The organism is Pseudarthrobacter niigatensis (assembly GCF_030812615.1).
GTDB classification, from domain to species: Bacteria; Actinomycetota; Actinomycetes; order Actinomycetales; family Micrococcaceae; genus Arthrobacter; species Arthrobacter niigatensis.
In genome coordinates this window covers 1-18,511 of the sequence record NZ_JAUSTB010000003.1, presented here as the reverse complement: position 1 = coordinate 18,511, position 18,511 = coordinate 1, and the positions used below count along the sequence as shown (strand labels likewise).

The window sequence follows — 18,511 nt, the reverse complement described above, 5'->3', positions numbered from 1 at the left end:
GGCCGGCAGGCCACCACCCCCAGTGTTTGCCCGGGATCCCAGCAGGGGTCCCGGGCAAACCCTTGCAAGGGGGACTACTTCACAACCCCTACGGAAAGGACCCGGAATGAGTGAGCGCCAAACGGAGCAGGACACTGCAGAAGACTGCGATGAAGGCACCTGCTTCTACTGCCAAAGCCCGGAAACCGACTAGCACCCAAGGAAAGGCAGGGAGGTGGCGGGCCCTACACCCACTGCTCCCATACAGTCAGCTGCAGGGTGACCGTACCGGGCGAACCGGCCACCACAGCACCAGCCCCCACGGAAGGTTCGACGGCGGCACCCACCCTGCCGCCGTCGTCCCGTCCGGCAAAACCAGCCTTCCAATTAAAGCCAGCCCGGCCGGCGAAACCGGCCCAGCGCATCAGGCGCGGACCGCCGCGGCCGCCTCATCGGCGGTACGCACGGGCGTTTCCAGCCCCAGGTGCTCGCGGAGGGTGCTGCCCCGGTAGTCGGTGGGGTACACGCCGCGTTCCTGGAGTTCGGGGACCAGGTGGTTCACGATGTCGTCCAAGCCGGTGGGAATCAGCCACGGGGAAATGTTGAACCCGTCCACGGCCCCCACCCGCGCGTACTCGGCCAGGTGATCGGCCACGGCCGTGTAGGAGCCGGTGAACGTGGAATCGATCCGCGCGGTCTTCGAGGTGACGAACTGCCGGATGGACAGCCCCTTGTCCTTGGCCTCCGCCCGCCACTGGTCCGCCAGCTGCCGGGCCTTGGCGCCGTGGAAACCGCTGCCGCGGGTCTCGGACGTTTCCTCCACCACCGGATCGATCTCCGGCAGGGGGCCGTCCGGATCGTAGGAGGACAGCTCGCGGCCCCAGAACTGCTCCAGATAGGCAATGGCCTGCTGCGGGCCGATCTGCAGGCTGCGCACCCACGCCTTCTTCTCGGCGGCTTCGGCAGCGGTCGGCGCCAGGATGAACTCACTGGCCGGCATGATTTGGACGGCATTGGCACCGCGGCCGGCGGCCACGGACCGCTCCACCAGGTCCTTCCGGAACTCCACGGCGTCGTCGAACTTGGGGTGGGCCGAGAAGATCACGTCCGCCTGCCGCGCGGCGAAGTTGCGGCCCTCCGGCGAATCCCCGGCCTGGAACAGCACCGGCCGGTACTGCGCACTGCGCGGCAGCCGGGGCGTGACGTCCACGGTGTAATGCTGCCCGTGGTGCACCACCCGGCGGGCGGGACCGTCCGGCGTCTCCCAGGAATCCCAGATGCGCTTGGCCGTCTCCACGAAGGCCTCGGCGTGCTTGTACCGGTCGGCGTGGTCCAGGTAGCCGCCGCGGCGGAAGTTCGCTCCGGTCCAGGCGTTGTCCGTGGTCACGATGTTCCACGCCGCACGGCCGCCCGAGACCAGGTCCAGCGACGCGAGCCGGTGCGCCAGGTCAGCGGGATCGTTGTACGTGGTGTTCTGGGTGGCCACGAGCCCGATGTTTGTGGTCACCGAGGCCAGCGCGGCGAGCATGGTCTGCGCATCCGGCCTGCCCACCACGTCCAGCGCGTGCGGGCGCCCCAGGTGTTCCCGCAGGCGCAGCCCCTCGCCCAGGAAAAACGCGGCGAACAGGCCCCGCTCCGCGGTTTGGGCGATCCGGCGGAAGGATTCGAAGTCCGTCTGCGAGCCGGATTCCGGGGCCTTCCAGATGGTGCCCGAGTTGACGCCCTGGAAGAAGACGCCGAACTGGATCTGGCCGCTTGGCGTGAAGACCTCGGATTTAGCACGGGTGTGCTGTGTCATGGTTTTTCCCTTACTTTCCGGTGCCGGCTGCCGCGGCGGAGACGGTTGCATAGCGGCTGGCCGGGCGCTCCAGGCCCAGCAGGCCGCGGAAGGTGCCGTCCTGCACCACCGGGCGGAGTGCTCCGCGGCGGCGCAGTTCCGGCAGCACCAGCCGGCCCAGCTCCTCGAGATCGACAAAAAGCGACGCCGGGTGCAGCCGCACGCCGTCGGCCGCCCTTAAAAGGTCGGACAGGAAGTCGGTGAGACCGGCTGCGGAACCTGCAAAAGCCGCCCGGCCGCCGTCGAACGCTGCATCCCTCGCAGCCGCAGCCTGCCCGCGGGCGTCCAGGACGACGTCGAGCTCGGCGATCACGGCAACGGACGCCCCCACCCGGGCCCGGACGTCGCGGACCTCGGCGGCCAGCAGTTCCGCTGCGGGCGCAGACACCAGCACGGCATCCACCGCGTCCGCCGGAACGTCTCCGAGCAGGGACGCGGGAACCAGCACCGGCAACTGCCCCTGGAGCGGCCGCGGAATGATGGATGGCCCCTTGACGGAATAGCCCGCGCCGGAAAAACCGGCAGGTGTCTGGAAATCGACATAGTGCAGCTTGTCCACGTCGATGTACCGGCCGGTGGCAACATCGCGGATCACGGCGTCGTCCTCCCATGAATCCCACAGCCGGCGGGACACCTCGATGGACGCGGCCGCTTCCTGGCCGAGCGCCTCGCCGGTGACGGAAACACGGCCGACGGCGGCGGCCGCCCCAGATGCGTCGGAAGCGGTGGCGATCCACCCGGCCCGGCCGCCGGACACGTAGTCCAGGCTGGCCAGCTGGGTGGAGACGTGGAAGGGCTCGGTGTGGGCGGTGTCCACCTCCGGGACCAGCGCAATGGTGTGCGTCACCGGCCCCGCGAAGGCTGCCCGCTGCAGGGCGTTGGCCCGGCCGGGCGCCGGCGCGTCGGTGAAGGTGGCGGCGTGGAAGCCGGCGGACTCTGCTGCCAGCACGGCGCGGGCAAGGTCCGCACCGTCCCACCCGGCGCCGTCGAGCTCGATCGCCAGGAAGCCCGGCTTTTCAAAGGTACTCACTGCTGGTCCTGACGCTCGTAGGGAATCTTTTCGCCGGCTTCGATGGCCACGGGAAGCCGGTTTTCGGCCGGCGGCAGCGGGCAGGTGGCCAGGTCCGTGTAGGCGCACGGCAGGTTCACGGCCCGGTTGAAGTCCAGCACCACGGACCCGTCCGCGGCCGGCACCACCGAAAGGGAGCGGTTGGCCGCGTAGGTAGTCTTGCCGGCGGTCTGGTCGGTGAACAGTATGGACAGTGAGCCGGGCGCGTGGCCGTTGAACGCGGTCAGCGCCAGCTCCTGGCCGGCCAGCTTGAAGCGGATCTCGCCGGGTGCCTCGTAGACATGCCGGATGCCTTCCACGGCTGCACCCACGGTGGTGGGCCGCGGCGCCTCGAACGGCACGAAGGTCCCGCGGACGGCGTACGCGGCATCCGGGGAGTAGGCGGGCGTGCCCTGGTACGCCTGCAACAACGGGTTTTCGGGGTGACGCGGCCGCACGATGTACTCGCCGCCCCGCTTGGCCAGTTCAATGACGGTCTCGCCGGACACCAGGTTGATGCCGCCGCGTTCTTCAACGGGGCCAAACTCCAGCGATGCGCCGGCTTCCGTGTTCAGCTCCGTGCCGTCCTGCTGCAGGCTGTCACCCGGTTCCAAAAGGACGCGGACGACGTCGGCCGCCACGCTCCAGGTGCCCGGGGCGCCTTCCAGCCGGGTGGGTTCGTCGCCCAGCCAGTGCAGGTGGGTCACCGCCAGGAAACCGTGCCGGTGGGCGCGCTGCTGTTCGTGGGCGGCGTGCCATTCCTGCCAGTCGGCGTCGAAGGACTCGAGGGCGGTTTCAGTGTGTACTGCGTTCATGATGCCTTCCCCGCCTGTGACGGAGCGGCCGTGGCGGTTGCCGGCGTGGCCGCGAAGTTTTCCGCTGTGATGGTCTTGGATTCCGGCAGGGCTTCCTCTGACAGGCCCCAGCGTTCCAGGACCTTCCCGTAGGAGCCGTCCCCGATGACCTCGTTCAGGGCCTCGGAAATCACCGGCGCCAGCCCGTTGCCGCGCAGCGTGGTGGCGGCCACCAGGGTCTCGGACGGCCAACCGGCGTTGACCTTGCCCACCACTTTCAGGTCGTCCCGGGTGTTTTCCCGGTACACGGTGGAGGGGTACGGCGCGATGTTCAGGTCGGTCCGGCCGGAGGACAGGGCCAGGATGGTGTCGGCGTCGGAGGAGTAGTACTGCAGCGTGGCCGGGGCCTTGCCTTTGGCCTCCAGCTCCTTGTTCCAGGCCAGCAGGATCTTCTCCTGGTTGGTTCCGGAGCCCACGGAGACCTTCAGGCCGGAGATGTCGTCCGCGCCCTTGATGTCATAGGTGGCGGACTTCTTCGCCTCGAACCCCATGTACGCGGCCCGGTAGCTGGCGAAGTCGAACAGCTTGACCCGGTCCTTGTTCACGCCCACGTTGGAGAAGACGGCCTCGAAGTCGCCGGACTGGGTCTTCAGCGGCCAGTTCTCCCAGGACGTGACCTGCACGTCCAGCTCCAGGCCCAGCTTGTCCGCCACCAGCTGCGCGACGTCCAGCTCGGAGCCGATCGGCGTCTTGTCGTCCGTTGCGTGGAAGGACAGCGGGATGGAACCGGCCGTCGTGGCCACCGTCAGCTTGCCGTCCTTGCTGATCAGCGCGGGAACCTTGGCGGCGAGCGCCGGGTCCTTCTCCGCGCGGATCCGCTGCTGGTCCGGGGAGGTGTTGTAGACCACGCCGTTTCGGGCCGCCGTCGCCTGCGCCCCTCCGGTGGGGTTGCCGGCGGCGGAGGCGCCGGGGTCCGCGCAGCCGGCGAGCGCGGCTGAACCAAGGAGTGCCGTGCCGAGGAGTACGACGGCGGGACGCGCCGCGAGGGCGCGGCGGCGGCTGGTGGGGAAAGCCATGGGAGTTCCTTAGATGTTGAAGGCCGGTTCGAGCACCTTGGAGAAGAAGCTCCGGGTGCGCGGTTCCTGGGGGTTGCTGAAGATGTCCTGCGGGGTGCCCTGTTCCACGATCTGGCCTTGGTCCATGAACACCACGGTGTCCGCCACGTCGCGGGCGAAGCCCATCTCGTGGGTGACGATGATCAGCGTGGTGCCGGACTTGGCGAGTTCACGGATGACGTCCAGGACCTCGTTCACCAGTTCGGGGTCCAGGGCGGAGGTGGGCTCGTCGAACAGCAGGATCTTGGGGTCCAGGGCCAGCGCGCGGGCAATCGCCACGCGCTGCTGCTGGCCGCCGGAGAGCTGGCGCGGGTAGGCGTCAGCCCGGTCCTTGAGGCCCACCCGGTCCAGCAGTTCCAGGCCGCGGCGGCGGGCTTCCGCCTTGGAGCGGCCCTGTGCCACCACCGGCGCTTCCGCCACGTTCTCCAGCGCGGTCAGGTGCGGGAACAGGTTGAAGTTCTGGAACACCATGCCAATGTCGGTGCGCTGTTTCAGGATCTCCTTTTCCCGCAGTTCGTGCAGCCGGTCGCCGCGGACTTCGTAGCCCACCAGCCGGCCGTCGATGGTGATGTGGCCGCCGTCCACCTTCTCCAGGTGGTTGATGGTGCGCAGCAGGGTGGACTTGCCGGATCCGGAGGGGCCCACGATCACGGCTACTCCCCCGGGTTCCACGGTGAGGCTGACGCCTTTGAGGACTTCCGTGGGGCCGAAGGATTTGCGGACGCCGGTGATCTCCACCAGGCCGCGGGTGGCCGTGGGGGCGGTAAGGGTCTCAGTCATCAGAAGTTCCTCCGGGTGGGGACTGCCGCGTGGGTGGCGAAGAATTTGCGGGCCTTCTGCAGGGGCGTCAGCGGCAGGTTCCGCACCGCGCCCTTGGAGTAGTGCCGTTCGATGTAGTACTGGAAGACGCTCAGCACGGAGGTGATCACGATGTACCAGAGGGTGGCCACCAGCAGCAGCGGCAGGACCTGCTGCGTGCGGTTGTAGATGACCTGCACCGTGTAGAACAGCTCGGAGTAGGCCAGGACGTAGACGATCGAGGTGCCCTTGACCAGGCCGATGATCTCGTTGAACGCGGTGGGCAGGATGGCGCGCATGGCCTGCGGCAGGACGATCCGGGTGGAACGGCGCCAGGCCGGGATGCCCAGGGCGGCCGCGGCTTCCAGCTGGCCCTGGTCCACGGACAGGATGCCGCCGCGGATGATCTCCGCCGAGTACGCCGCCTGGTTCAGGGTCAACCCCAGCACTGCTGCCGCGAACTGGCTGATCAGTGTGGTGGTCTGGACCTCGAAGAAGCGGACATCGGTGAACGGGATCCCTAAGCTGATCTTCTCGTACAGGTAGCCCAGGTTGTACCAAAGAAGCATCTGGACCAGCAGCGGCGTGGACCGGAAGATCCAGGAGAAGGTCCAGGACACCGAGACCAGCAGCGGCGATGCGGACAGCCGCATCAGCGCCAGGATGAAGCCCAGCACGAACCCCAGGATGCCGGAGATGGCGGTCAGCTTCAGCGTTTCCACCAGCCCGTTGACCACCGACTGGGCGGTGAACCACTGCGCCACCACGCCCCACTCCCAGCGCGGGTTGGTGGCCAGGGACCACGCCACCGCCAGGACGCCGAGCGCGACGACGGCAGTCCCCACCCAGCGCCACGGATGCTTTGCTGCCACCACCCGGTAGGACGAGTAGTCCGGGGCCTTCCGGGCGGCCGCCCCATCTTCGGGCCGCCGGGTTTTCGGTGGCGTTTCCGCCGGCGGTGCCGGCTGCGGCTGTTGTGACTGCGCCACGGTCGTTGCTGCTGAACTCATGTGCCACCTCGCTTCTCGTCGTGGGATCCGGATGGGCGTTGCCCCGGGTGGGACCGTTCGGCCCCTTGCTGGCTGCAAATCTAGGACCGGCCGGAACGGCCCAGCAAGGCGGCAGGTTGCAATAGTTCACGGGGCTTCGTACGGCGTCATGAGTCGATTCTTTGCGTCCCGTAACGCGCCGTGACGCGGAGTTAACGGCCGTGACCAGGCGCTCGACCGCCGTCGTCACGGCTGCCTAGCATGGGCACTCAATCCCAGCCCCCACTGTCAGGAGCATCCATGCCAGCCACCATCCCGGCCATCGTCTTCATTGGCGGCGGACCGCGCACGGCCGGTGTGCTGGAACGGATAGCGGCCAACCGGCCTGACGTCTTCGCAGGCCCGCTGCAGATCCATGTGGTGGAGCCGCACGTCCCCGGTTCGGGCCGGATCTGGCGGTACGACCAGGACCCCGGCCTCCTGCTGAACTCCATGGCAGCGGACATCACCATGTTCACGGACGAGTCGGTGGACTGCGCCGGCCCGGCCGCCCCCGGCCCCGGTTTGGCCGCGTGGGCCGCGGGCGTCCTGGATGCCACCATCATCGACGTGCCGGACTTCCCGCAGCAGCTGTGGGACCAGCTCCGCGCGCTGACGGGCACCACCTTCCCCACCCGCCGGCTGCAGAGCCAGTACCTGGAGTGGTTCTTCCGCCGGGCCGCCAAGTCGCTGGGCCGCAGCGTGACGGTGCACCGGACCACCGCCCTCGGCATTGCCGCTGTGGATGGCGGCCATGAGGTGGAGCTGGCCAATGGCCGGACGCTGCACGCGGACATTGTCGTCACCGCCCTGGGGCACACTGACTCCCGCCCGGACGCCGTCTCCGCCGGGTTCGCGGACTTCGCCGCCCGGCACGGCGGCTACCACGCGGCACCCAGCTACACCACCGACGTCGACTACTCCCCCATCGCCGCCGGGCAGGACGTGATCGTCGCCGGGATGGGCCTGGCGTTTGTTGACCTGCTGGTCCTGCTCATGGAGGGGCGCGGCGGCAGGTTCCAGGAAACGGACGACGGCGGGCTGCGCTACCTTCCGTCCGGACGGGAACCACGGCTGTGGGCAGGGTCGCGCCGTGGGGTTCCGTACCACTCCAAGATTTCCGCACCCCTGCGCGGACAGGCTCCGGGGCCGCTGCGGTTCTTCACTGCTGGTGCCGTGGACGCCCTCCTGGATGCCCACGGCGAACTGGACTTCCGGAAGCACCTCTGGCCGCTCATTGCCAAGGAAGCAGGCTACTGCTACTACCGCGAACTCCTCACGGGCAGCCCGGAACGCGCGGCCATGGAATGGGAAGTGTTTGCCGCCCGTTATGCCGGGGTGGACTGGTACAGCGGCGAGCGCGCGGACCTCGTGGCGGCTGCCGTGCCGGACCCGGGCCTGCACCTGGACCTGGAGCGGCTGGACCGGCCCTTCGACGGTGTCCACTTTGCCGGCCACCAGGAGCTGCAGGACGCCGTGGCCGGGTATATAGAGCACGATCTCTCTTTACGGGACGGCCCGGACCATCCGGAAACCCTGGCCCTGTTCCTGGCCCTGCTGCACGTGTACATGGAGGTGGGACGCGTGGTTCCCGCGGAACGCCTCAATGCCCGCTCGCAGCAGGTCATTCACGGCTGGTGGCACGGCTTTTTCAGCTTCGTGGATTCCGGTCCGCCGCCGCACCGGCTGCGCCAGATGCTGGCGCTGCACCGCGCCGGGGTGCTGCAGTTCCTTGGCCCCGGCCTGGAGGTATCCGCCGACGACGCCAGCGGTACCTTCGTCGCCACATCGCGGCAGTCCGGGGTCACGGTGTCCGCCACGGCACTGATCGAGGCGCGGTTGCCGTCCACGTCCGTGGCCCGCTCGCTCAACCCGGTGCTTTCTTCGCTGTATGACGGCGGCCTGGGCAGCGAACAACAGCTGCTGACCTCGGACGGCATCCACTCCACCGGGAAGCTGCTGGTCTCTCCCGGGCACCACCTGGTGGACGCGGACGGCCGGGCGCAGGCAACCCTCTTCGGCGTCGGGCCGGGAACCTCCGGCTGGGGCGCCGGCGCCTTCGCCAGGCCCAACACCAACGCGGCGCCCTTCCGCGAGAACGATGCCCTGGCCCGGACCGTCCTCGGGGTTGCCCGGGACATCGCCTCCCAGGTGTCCGCCACAATGAGTCCAGAACCAGCCGCCGCCGGAAAGAACTAGCACCATGACCGCAGAGTCCGATCTCAAGCCCCGCCCCCTCGATCCCGCCAGGCTGTCGGTCCTCAGCCTTCCCATGCACGATCCGCGGGTCCGGCCGCTCCTGGACGAGCTCGCCGTCGAATATGACACCCGCTACGGGGACCTGTTTGGCCGCGGGGCCGCGGCAGAGGAACTGAACCGCTACCCGGCGGCCGAATTCGAGGGCCCGCACGGCGCCCTGCTGGTGATCCAGGAAGACGGCGAGTCAATCGCCGGCGGCGCGTTCCGCCGGTACGACCCCGCCACGGCGGAACTGAAGCGGATCTGGACGCACTCGGCACACCGCCGTCGTGGGCTGGCACGCCTGGTGCTCGCCGAACTCGAGGCCCTGGCCGCCGCCCGCGGCTACACCAGGCTGTACCTCACCACCGGTCCACGGCAGCCGGAGGCCAAGCACCTCTACCTGAACACCGGCTACGAGGCGCAGTTCGATCTCGACGCCGACCCGGAAACCATCGGGCCGCTGGCCTTCACCAAGGACCTGCCGAAAATTTGAGTGCCCGGCCTGCCCGCCAGATGGGGTGACGCCGCTAAGCTGGCGCCATGGCCACGAAAACCACAGCAGAGAAGCTTGCCACCATCCAGCAGGGCTACGCGCTGGAAGGCGCCACCATCGAGTTGGGAGCCGCCATCATCGACGGCGAACTCCACAAGGACGCGCCGGTGCGGCTGCCGCTGGCCATGATGAACCGGCACGGGCTGGTGGCCGGGGCTACCGGTACCGGCAAAACCGTCACGCTGCACATGATGGCCGAGCAGCTGTCCACGGCAGGCGTGCCCGTTTTCCTGGCCGACATCAAAGGTGACCTTTCCGGCCTGGCGACGGCCGCCGTCGGCAGCGACAAATTGAAGGCCCGCACGGACAGCATCGGCCAGCCGTGGCAGGGTAAGACGTTCCCCGTGGAATTCCTCGCGCTGGGCGGCGACGGCAACGGCGTCCCGGTCCGCGCCACGGTGACCTCCTTCGGTCCCGTCCTGCTTTCGCGCATCATGGAACTGAATGACACGCAGGAATCCAGCCTTCAGCTGGTCTTCTACTTCGCGGACAAGAACGGCCTGGAGCTGATCGACCTCAAGGACCTCCGCGCGGTCATCCAGTTCCTCACCTCGGACGAGGGCAAGGACAAGCTGGAGGAACTCGGCGGCCTGTCCAAGGCAACCGCAGGCGTGATCCTGCGGGAGATCGTGAACCTGGAGGCGCAGGGGCTGGAGAAGTTCTTCGGTGAGCCGGAATTCGATACGGCCGAGCTGCTGCGCACCGCCCCCGACGGCCGCGGGGTGGTCACCTGCCTGGAACTGCCCACCCTGCAGACCAAGCCCATGCTGTTCTCCACCTTCCTGATGTGGCTGCTGGCAGACCTGTTCGAGGACCTTCCCGAGGCCGGCGACCTGGACAAACCCAAGCTCGTGTTCTTCCTCGACGAAGCACACCTGCTGTTCAACGGGGCCTCCAAAGCCTTCCTGGACGCCATCACCACCACCGTCCGGCTGATCCGGTCCAAGGGTGTGGGCATCTTCTTCGTCACGCAGACGCCAAAGGATGTCCCCGCCGACGTCCTGGGCCAGCTGGCAAACCGGGTCCAGCACGCCCTGCGCGCCTTCACCCCGGAGGACGCCAAAGCGCTCAAGGCCACGGTCTCCACGTTCCCGGTCAGCGACTACGACCTGGAAGAGACGCTGACGTCCGCGGGCATCGGCGAGGCCGTCATCACCGTCATGAACGAGAAGGGTGCACCCACCCCGGTGGCCCTCACCCGGCTGCGAGCCCCGGAATCCGTCATGGGTCCCAGCGAGGAAGCGCTGGTCCGGAGCACGGTGGCCGGCTCCGCCCTGCTCGGGAAGTACGGGACCACCGTGGACAACCCCTCCGCCTACGAGAAGCTCACCGGCAAAGCCGCAGCCCCCACGGGCCCGGCGGTCCCCGGGCCTGCTGCCGGCGCACCTGCCCCGGGTGCTCCTTCAGCTCCGGGCACGTACGACGTGGACGCCGAGGCCCGCCGGATCGAGGAGGAAATCCTGGGCCGGCCCAGCAGCAGGCCAGCCCAGGCCCCGGAACCGCAATACAGCGAGCCCCAATTCGACGAAGCCCGGGACCCGGGGCCGCGCCAGTCCCGGGCCAAAGCGCCCCGGACGCGCCAACCGCAGCCAAGCCAGCCGGAGCCACAAGCCGGCGGCATGATGGGCGACCTTGGCGACGTACTCGGCGGTGCCCTGGGCGGGGGGCTAAAGAGCATGGCGCGGTCCGTGGGCACGCAGCTGGGACGCGAACTGCTCCGCGGCGTGTTCGGAACGTCGTCCCGGCGCCGTCGCCGCTAACCCCGCCACCGGGGCCGCCGGAGGCAGGGTCCAAGGTGCTGGTGGGCGTTGTCCCGGCGCCCCGCCGTCGGGAGTTAACGGGTGTTGCCCGGCAGATTAGGGGGACACCAACTTTAGTGTGCGTCGGCACTGACGTTACTGTGTAGAACGTGCAGATGAGTCAAGCGTTGGTGAGGATCGCGGCCGGGTGGCTGCTGGGCCTCATGCTTGCCATCGCCGGAGCCGTGGTGGCCATCAATGTCGTGAACAATACCGTGGCCAGTCCGCAGCAGCCCGTCAGGGAATACCTGGACGCGCTGAAGAGCGGCGACGGCGGGCGTGCGCTGGGGATCCTGCGGGCGGCTGTCCCGCCCAGCAACGCCGCCATGCTGGATGGGCCAGGGCTGCAGACCTCCGCGTCCCGCGTCACGAATGTGGATATCGGCGATCCCGAGGAACGTCCGGGGAACCAGGTCATGGTCCCGATGGAATACACCATCGACGGCAGCCGGCTGCACACGGAGTTCCTGCTGCAGAAGACCGGTACCGAGTGGCTGTTCTTCAACACCTGGGCATTCGTCCCGTCCCGCCTGCCCACCGTCGATATCACCGTGGTCAACGGCAACGAGGCGGTGCTGAACGGCGTCCCGGTGAACATGCCCAACGGCCGCAATTCCTTCGCGGTCTTCTACCCGGGCGAGTACGAGGCCTCCCTCAACGGGCAGTACTTCTCGGCTCCCGCCACCCGGGCCACGGTCACCGCCAAGGACGCGCCCGTGGCGCCACTGAACCTGCTGACCCAGGCCACGGACAAGCTGAAGAACGATGTCGCGGCCAAAATCAGGGAATTCCTGGACGGCTGCGCGGCCCAGGCCGTCAAGGAACAGAAGCTCCAGCCGGACTGCCCCTTCTACTACGCCAGCAACAACCGGGTCCAGGACGGCACCATCAAGTGGACCGTCACCGAATACCCGGGCGTCTCGGTGGAACCCTTCGACGGCCGGTGGGTGGTGTCCCCGCTGGACGGCAAGGCCAAGGTCGAAGCGCTCCAGCAGAACTCCTTCACCGGCGCCTGGTACCCGCTGGACGCCGAGGTGGACTTCAGCTTCACCACCCGCCTCGACGTGGCCGGTGACACGGTCAAGGTCACCCCGCAGCTGAGCTTCTAGGCCCCCTCCCCTACCCGCCGCGTCACACCGGGCACGCTTTCAACAATGGCGCATGACGCAGCCCCTGCTTCACCATCGCCTGCGGCCCGTACACCACGTCGGCGTAGTAGTAGCGAAGGGCTGTATATCCCTGGAGGACCGACTCATTGTTACGGCGATGATCCTTTTGAACCTGTTTCCACTCCGCGTGGTGCCTCCCGTCCAGTTCAACGACCAGCCATCCGTCCACAGATCCACATACCCCACCCGCTCCAGGTACACCTGCGGCTGCACCTGGATTCCCGCTTGCCGGAAGTATGTGTCGCCGCGGGTTACGGCGCACTCCACCATGACCAGCGATCCCGCGAAAGACAGGCATCGAAGCGCGTGGATCAGCACATCAGCCAGGGCGGCCACAGGCTGGACCCGGGAGGGTGGCAGCAGGAGCCCGGAATGATGGATTGCATCCCCACCGACCGCCTCCTGCCGGCGGTGGTAGACGTGGCGTTTTCCGTCCGAGGGCAGCGACCACAGGCTATATGCAGTCGCAGCGCTGGAACACGTCAACAACTCCCGGTTTTGGAGCACGGCAACCAAATCCGGAGGCGCCGTCGGAAGCGCATACAGACCCCGGTCCGGTTGCAGGACCCCCGCCCGTACCGCCCTCCTGAGGGCGGCGTCATCCACTCCCAGCCTGGCAAGGGCGGGTCTCCGTGCGGCTCCGCCGCAGACTTCCAAGGCTCTGAGGGCATCCACCTGGCCATGGTGCCCCGCTTCTGAGGGCCGCCCATACCCCGCCGCCGCCCTATGTGGACAGCGGCGGATCCGGCCAGCGTCACGCAGAGCACGCTTTCAGGGCCGGCAGTCTGCGAAAAGCCCGGAATCCCGGGACGGCCGCCGTGCTGGGAACGCGAAAGGCTGCCTCCCGTGACGCGGAGTCACATGGAAGCAGCCGTTCAGCAAACCACAGGCGGTCAGTCCATTCCGCGGAGGTCCAGGACCAGTTCGGTGTCGCCGTCGGCCTGCAGGACCACCGGGATGCCCCAGTCCTGCTGGTAGAGGTGGCAGGCGGCGTGGTCGGGGATCTCGCCGTCCTCGGTCTCGGGGCCGTCGCAGGCCGCGGCGCGGGCGGTAATGTGCAGCACGCCCTCGGGAACGTCCGGGGACAGCTCCAAGGTGCGGAGCAGTCCCACCGAGGTGCCGCCGCCGGCCACCAGCAGTTCCGGCGGGGTGGAGGAGATCTTCAGCTGCGTCGGATCGCCCCAGCGGTCATCGAGTTTCTGCCCGGTGGGAGCGGCGAAGCGGACGGTTAGGTCCAGGGCGCCGGCGGCCACAGGGCTCTTGGGCCGCTGGGTCTGGGATGCGCCCTCATCCACCTGCTGCGCTTCCTTGGGGATGGGAACGTACACCAGCTGGTGCTTGTTCGCCTCGACCACCACCAGAAGGGGCTCGGAGCCGGCGGATTCCGTGTGGTCCACAATCACGTCGGACGGCTCGGCAAGCCCGCGGGCCAGCGTGGACACGGTGCCGGACGCGGGGTCGTAGCGGCGCACGGCTCCGTTGTAGGTGTCTGCGATCGCCACGGAGCCGTCGGGCAGGACGGTCACACCGAGCGGGTGCTGCAGCCGTGCTTCGGCGCCCGGGCCGTCGCGGAAGCCGAAGTCGAACAGGCCCTTGCCCACGGCGGACTCCACGGTGATGGAGGCGTCGTCTGCGATGTTCAGCTTGCGGAGGGCCGACGTTTCGGAGTCCGCCACCCAGATGTTGCCGTCGGCATCTTCGGCCAAGCCTGAGGACTGGGCGAACCAGGACTCGTGCGCGGGACCGTCGAGGAGCCCTTCCAGGCCGTTGCCGGCAATGATCGACACGGCGCCGGAGACGGGGTCAAAGCTGAAGATCTGGTGCGTGCCGGCCATGGCCACCACCACCGCATTGAGCTTGCGGGACCATACGACATCCCACGGCGAGCTCAGCGCCACATCCAGCGGGTCCGTGCCCAGTGAGCCGCTGAAGCCGGCGCCTTCCTCGTCCACCCGGGCCGGACCGGTTTCCAGCAGGCGCTGGATGCCGTTTCCAGCCAGGGTGGAGGCCTTGCCGTCCGTGAGCGAAAGTCCACGCAGCCGGTGGTTGACCGAGTCGGCAATGACGACGTCGTAGCCCGCCTTGGCTGCCACGTCTTCCGGGAGCAGGACCAGGCCCTGGGGCTCGTTGAACTGGGCGCTGGCGGTGTCCCCCGCGGCGGGGCCGTCGGTGTAGCCCTTGGTGCCCGAGCCGAAGGTGGCCAGGACTGTTTCGAAGTCGGTGGCCAGTTCCACCAGGCGGTGGTGGCCGGTGTCGGTGACCAGCCAGGACCCCTTCTCCGCAGCAACGGAAGCGGCTGCACCTGCGGGCGTGCCGCCGTCGGCTGTTCCAGCCAAAGCCGTGGAACCGCGGCCCGGCGGGAGGAACAATGCCTTGCCGGGGAAGCGCAGGGTGCCGGACGTTGCCTCGGGGGCCACGTACGGGCCGGAGCCGCGGTGCAGGGTGCCCTTGGCCTCGTGCTCGGCGATCAGTTCCGGGATCAGCACCGCGAGCCCGTCCGCGTGGCCCTCACCGGAAAGGTGCGCCACGATGTAGCCCTCGGGATCAATGACCACCAGGGTGGGCCATGCACGGGCTGTGTACGCCTTCCAGGTGTCCAGTTCGGGGTCGTCCAGGACCGGGTGGTGGATCTCGTAGCGCTCCACGGCGGCCGCCAGCGCCACAGGGTCCGCCTCGTGCTCGAACTTGGGCGAGTGGACTCCCACGGTGACCAGCACGTCGGAGTACTGCTGCTCAAGCGGCCGCAGCTCATCGAGGACGTGCAGGCAGTTGATGCAGCAGAAGGTCCAGAAATCGAGCAGCACGATCTTGCCGCGCAGGGCTTCGAGGTCCAGGGACTTGCCACCGGTGTTCAGCCAGTTGCGGCCCACCAGTTCGGAGGCCCGGACCCGGGCATGCGTGCGTACGGTTTCGCTCATCAGCGTCCTTCCAGCTTGTTGCGTTCAGCCAGCTTGGCATCGCGTTCGGCCAATTTGGCAAACATATCGTTGTAAGCGGTCAGATCGGCGTCGTTATTCCTGTCCGCGGCGCGGTCCACCCGCTTGGTCTCCCGCTGGTCCGACCTGGACCACATGATGGCGACGCCGATCGCCACCAGCAGCGTGGGCACTTCGCCAATGCCCCAGGCCACCGCGCCGCCGGCCTGCTGGTCGGCAAGGGCGGACGGTCCCCAGGCACGGCCCAGGTTGCCAAAGTAGTCCGCAGCCATCAGGCCCGTGCCGCCCATGATGGACACGCCGAAGAAGGCGTGGAAGCCCATGGTGGCCAGGAGCAGGAGCAGCCGCATGGGGTACGGGGCGCGGCGCGGCAGCGGGTCGGTGCCGATCATGCTCAGTACGAAGATGTAGCCGGTCAGCAGGAAGTGCAGGTTCATCAGCTCGTGGCCCACATGATCGCGCATGGCGAAGCCGAAGAGGTCCGAGTAGTAGAACAGGATGATGGAACCGGCGAAATTGGCTGCCGCGAACAGCGGGTGGGTGACCAGTTGGGAGAACTTCGAGTGCACGAAGACCAGGAGCCACTCGCGGGCACCGCGTGAGCCGTCACCGCGGGCGGGCAGGGCGCGCAGGGCCAGCGTCACCGGCGCCCCGAGCACCAGGAAGATCGGGGCCACCATGGTCAGCGCCATGTGGTCCACCATGTGCGCAGAAAACAGGATGCGTCCGTAGACCGACGGCGGCCCGGACGTGATGTATGTCAGCACCACCAGGCCGATGACCCAGTTGACGGACCGGAACCACTGCCAGGAGTCTCCCCGCCGGCGGATCCTGGCAACGCCCAGGAAGTAGGCGACCAGCCCGAAGAGGGCCACGCCGACCCAGATCCAGTCCAGGCGCCACTCAGTAAGCCAGCGTTCGGGAGTGAGCTCGGGGGGAAGCTCGTAGCCGCTGAGGATGAAGGCGGGTGAGGCGTTGGGTGCCAGCTCTGTTGGCTGCGGCGGGGCTGAGCGGCCCAGGGCCACGGCGATGCCCGAGGTGGCACCCATGACCAGCAGCTCCGCCAGGATCAACTGCCACAGCACGCGCCGCGAGGACATAGTGGCCCCCTTGCGGCCCAGCTGCGGGATGACCCACTGCCGGTGCATGAAGCCGATGCCGCCCAGCACCACCGCGCCCGCGGTCTTGGCCAGGATCAGCTGCCCGTACGCCGAGCCGAAGAGATCATGCCAGCTGGTGACGCGGATTGCTGCGTTGATGATGCCGGAGGCGAAAACCAGCACGAATGCGAAGCCCGCCAGGGTGGAGAAGCGCTTGAGCGTGGGTTCGGTGATATCGGAAGCTGCCCCGGCTTTGGGCCCCGTCAGGATTCCAGACAGCAGGGCCAGGATGATGATGCCGCCCACCCATGTGCTGACGCCGAGCAGGTGCAGGCCGAGCGAGTTGATGGCGCCCTCGTGGTCCGACGAGCTTGAGGAGTGTCCGATCAGGGCGGTGGGCACCAGGCCGATGAGGGCCAGGATGAGGGTGAGGGCCAGGCCACCGAGTGACCTGACGCCGAAGAGTGCCGTCGTCACTATCGCGGCGATGATGGTGACGGCGAGCCAGGCCCGCCCTGTATCGATGTCCGTCATGAAGTACACCAGGGCCTGCGTGAAGGCAGGATCGCCCGACAGTCCCTGGCCGGCCACATCGGCGTACGTGAGCACCAGGACCGCTATAGCGGACAAGGTCCACACCGCGCCCGCAACGGCCGCCACAGCGAGCACGCGGGTGAAGGCGGGGTGCTCGGGTGCCCCGCTGCCTGTTTTCTCCCGGTCCCGCCTGCGCCCGTTGAGGTTCTTGGGCAGGATGCCGACGGCGAAGATGAGGCCGCCGACGACGGTCGCCAGGGACACGTTGTGGATGGCCTTGCTGATGGGGAGTCCCCAACGGACCAAGGCGCCGGGATCGGCGACGCTGCGGGCCGCTGACGCTCCGGAGAAGATCAGCGCTGCTGCAAGGCCCAGGAAAAGTGCCGCCAAGCCAGCCACTTGCCAGGCAACCCGTACCCCCGGGGTGCCGGCGTCCCGGACCGCAGCCCCCTTGCCAGGGCTGGACTGTGGCGGGGTGGAGCGTGGTTTTGCGGCAGAAGACACCATCCCATTGTCCGCTACGCCCGCCCGGGCGGCGAATCCGGGGTTAAACGCCAAGGAGCGGCAACCCGACGGGTTGCCGCTCCTGTTCCAGCCGGCTGCATGCCGGCCGGGAATAAGCTCTACTTCTTGGAGACTGCAGCCTTCAGCTTGGAGCCGGCGGTCAGCTTAACGCTGTGGCCTGCTGCAATCTGGATGGTCTCGCCGGTCTGCGGGTTGCGGCCGGTGCGGGCTGCACGGTCGGTACGCTCGACGGCGAGCCAGCCCGGGATGGTGATCTTCTCGCCGGCGGCGACGGAAGTCTCGAAAACCTCGAACAGTGCGTCGAGGACGGAGTTGACGGCAGCCTGGCTGGTGCCGGCCTTGCCAGCTACCTCTGCAACAAGTTCACTACGGTTCTTAGCCATTGATGTCCTCCTGGACGGTTCTGATTCTGGAGCCTGCACACGGCATGCGCGCAGGCCACTGTCCGAAAACTTACCAGCTTGGGCGGTTCCGGTCCGCAAATTCCGCGTGTTTCCGCCATTTTTTGAGGTTAATCACCGATTCTTCGGCCGTTTTCACCCTCGTCAACCCATCACGGGCACCAGCAGCACCGCGGTCCACGCTCGGCTGGCAGGTAAGTACGACGGCGGCCGGCACCTCCCAGCCACGGCCCGCCAGGGTGGATGGCCGGAAGGCCCGCGGCGTGCGGTGTGCGGTGTTTTGTGTGTTAAATGTGGGAGGCCCCAACCGTGTGGTTGGGGCCTCGACCATTAATAGTTGTTCCGGCGGTGACCTACTCTCCCACACCCTCCCGGGTGCAGTACCATCGGCGCTGTGGGTCTTAGCTTCCGGGTTCGGAATGGGACCGGGCGTTTCCCCCACGCTATGACCGCCGTAACCCTTGTACCCGGCCAACCCCTGGGGGGTTGGTGGGAAGTCTTGTGGTTACAACATGGTGTTGTTATTCAGTTGTTGGTTCCGTGCCGTGACAACCCGTGTTGGGGGGTTGTTGGTTGGGAACCACATAGTGGACGCAAGCAGAGTTTTGTATGTATCTGTGTGGTGTAAGTTGTTGGCCTATTAGTACCGGTCAG

15 protein-coding genes and 1 rRNA gene are annotated in these 18,511 nt (G+C 67.8%); 4 read left to right on the top strand and 12 right to left on the bottom strand.

The annotated features are described in order from the left end of the window. Window positions 1-224: 224 nt before the first annotated feature. From J2T23_RS05370 to J2T23_RS05340, 7 genes are read right to left on the bottom strand one after another with little or no spacing between them, the layout of a single operon-like run. Window positions 225-404, bottom strand: a complete 180-nt coding sequence (locus J2T23_RS05370; protein ID WP_307357818.1) for a hypothetical protein — start codon at window positions 402-404, stop codon at window positions 225-227. Next, window positions 404-1,777, bottom strand: coding sequence for an NtaA/DmoA family FMN-dependent monooxygenase (locus tag J2T23_RS05365; RefSeq protein WP_307357816.1), 1,374 nt, complete (start codon window positions 1,775-1,777; stop codon window positions 404-406). Before J2T23_RS05365 ends, J2T23_RS05370 begins: the two co-directional genes overlap by 1 nt. Window positions 1,778-1,787: 10 nt before the next feature. After that, window positions 1,788-2,846 (bottom strand): LLM class oxidoreductase, encoded by a 1,059-nt coding sequence (locus J2T23_RS05360; protein WP_307357814.1) that lies wholly within the window; start codon window positions 2,844-2,846, stop codon window positions 1,788-1,790. Continuing rightward, entirely contained in the window at window positions 2,843-3,679 is an 837-nt protein-coding gene (locus tag J2T23_RS05355; protein ID WP_307357811.1) for a DUF1684 domain-containing protein, read from the bottom strand. Before J2T23_RS05355 ends, J2T23_RS05360 begins: the two co-directional genes overlap by 4 nt. Continuing rightward, on the bottom strand, window positions 3,676-4,734 hold the full coding sequence (locus J2T23_RS05350; RefSeq protein ID WP_307357809.1) for a transporter substrate-binding domain-containing protein: 1,059 nt from the start codon (window positions 4,732-4,734) through the stop codon (window positions 3,676-3,678). The genes J2T23_RS05355 and J2T23_RS05350 overlap by 4 nt, the downstream gene beginning before the upstream one ends. A 9-nt stretch (window positions 4,735-4,743) precedes the next feature. After that, window positions 4,744-5,553 carry an amino acid ABC transporter ATP-binding protein gene (locus tag J2T23_RS05345; RefSeq protein ID WP_141182710.1) on the bottom strand — a complete coding sequence of 270 codons (810 nt, stop codon included), beginning with the start codon at window positions 5,551-5,553 and terminating at the stop codon, window positions 4,744-4,746. Further along, window positions 5,553-6,581: an amino acid ABC transporter permease gene (locus tag J2T23_RS05340; RefSeq protein WP_175316939.1), complete on the bottom strand. Its 1,029-nt coding sequence runs from the start codon at window positions 6,579-6,581 to the stop codon at window positions 5,553-5,555. Before J2T23_RS05340 ends, J2T23_RS05345 begins: the two co-directional genes overlap by 1 nt. Before the next feature lie 279 nt (window positions 6,582-6,860). Between J2T23_RS05340 and J2T23_RS05335 the strand changes: the two genes are divergently transcribed. From J2T23_RS05335 to J2T23_RS05320, 4 genes are all read left to right on the top strand, one after another. Next, window positions 6,861-8,798 (top strand): FAD/NAD(P)-binding protein, encoded by a 1,938-nt coding sequence (locus J2T23_RS05335; RefSeq protein WP_307357806.1) that lies wholly within the window; start codon window positions 6,861-6,863, stop codon window positions 8,796-8,798. 4 nt (window positions 8,799-8,802) lie between these two features. Then, on the top strand, window positions 8,803-9,333 hold the full coding sequence (locus J2T23_RS05330) for a GNAT family N-acetyltransferase (protein ID WP_141159007.1): 531 nt from the start codon (window positions 8,803-8,805) through the stop codon (window positions 9,331-9,333). Between the two features lie 47 nt (window positions 9,334-9,380). Then, a complete protein-coding gene (locus J2T23_RS05325; RefSeq protein ID WP_307357793.1) occupies window positions 9,381-11,153 on the top strand; it encodes a helicase HerA-like domain-containing protein in 1,773 nt (590 codons plus the stop codon). Between the two features lie 155 nt (window positions 11,154-11,308). Further along, window positions 11,309-12,301 carry a hypothetical protein gene (locus tag J2T23_RS05320; protein WP_210411344.1) on the top strand — a complete coding sequence of 331 codons (993 nt, stop codon included), beginning with the start codon at window positions 11,309-11,311 and terminating at the stop codon, window positions 12,299-12,301. 22 nt (window positions 12,302-12,323) lie between these two features. On the opposite strand, the gene J2T23_RS05315 is transcribed toward J2T23_RS05320, so the two are convergent. The 5 genes from J2T23_RS05315 to rrf all read right to left on the bottom strand — a co-directional run bounded on the left by J2T23_RS05315 (window position 12,324) and on the right by rrf (window position 18,314). Next, on the bottom strand, window positions 12,324-12,659 hold the full coding sequence (locus J2T23_RS05315; protein ID WP_307357791.1) for a DUF559 domain-containing protein: 336 nt from the start codon (window positions 12,657-12,659) through the stop codon (window positions 12,324-12,326). A gap of 595 nt (window positions 12,660-13,254) precedes the next feature. After that, window positions 13,255-15,279, bottom strand: a complete 2,025-nt coding sequence (locus tag J2T23_RS05310) for an NHL domain-containing thioredoxin family protein (protein WP_307357787.1) — start codon at window positions 15,277-15,279, stop codon at window positions 13,255-13,257. Continuing rightward, complete coding sequence (locus J2T23_RS05305; RefSeq protein WP_307357784.1) at window positions 15,279-17,438, bottom strand: bifunctional copper resistance protein CopD/cytochrome c oxidase assembly protein; 2,160 nt, start codon at window positions 17,436-17,438, stop codon at window positions 15,279-15,281. Before J2T23_RS05305 ends, J2T23_RS05310 begins: the two co-directional genes overlap by 1 nt. A 116-nt stretch (window positions 17,439-17,554) precedes the next feature. After that, window positions 17,555-17,839: an HU family DNA-binding protein gene (locus J2T23_RS05300; protein WP_011693739.1), complete on the bottom strand. Its 285-nt coding sequence runs from the start codon at window positions 17,837-17,839 to the stop codon at window positions 17,555-17,557. Window positions 17,840-18,197: 358 nt separating this feature from the next. Further along, a 5S ribosomal RNA gene (gene rrf, locus J2T23_RS05295) occupies window positions 18,198-18,314 on the bottom strand. Between the last annotated feature and the right edge of the window lie 197 nt (window positions 18,315-18,511).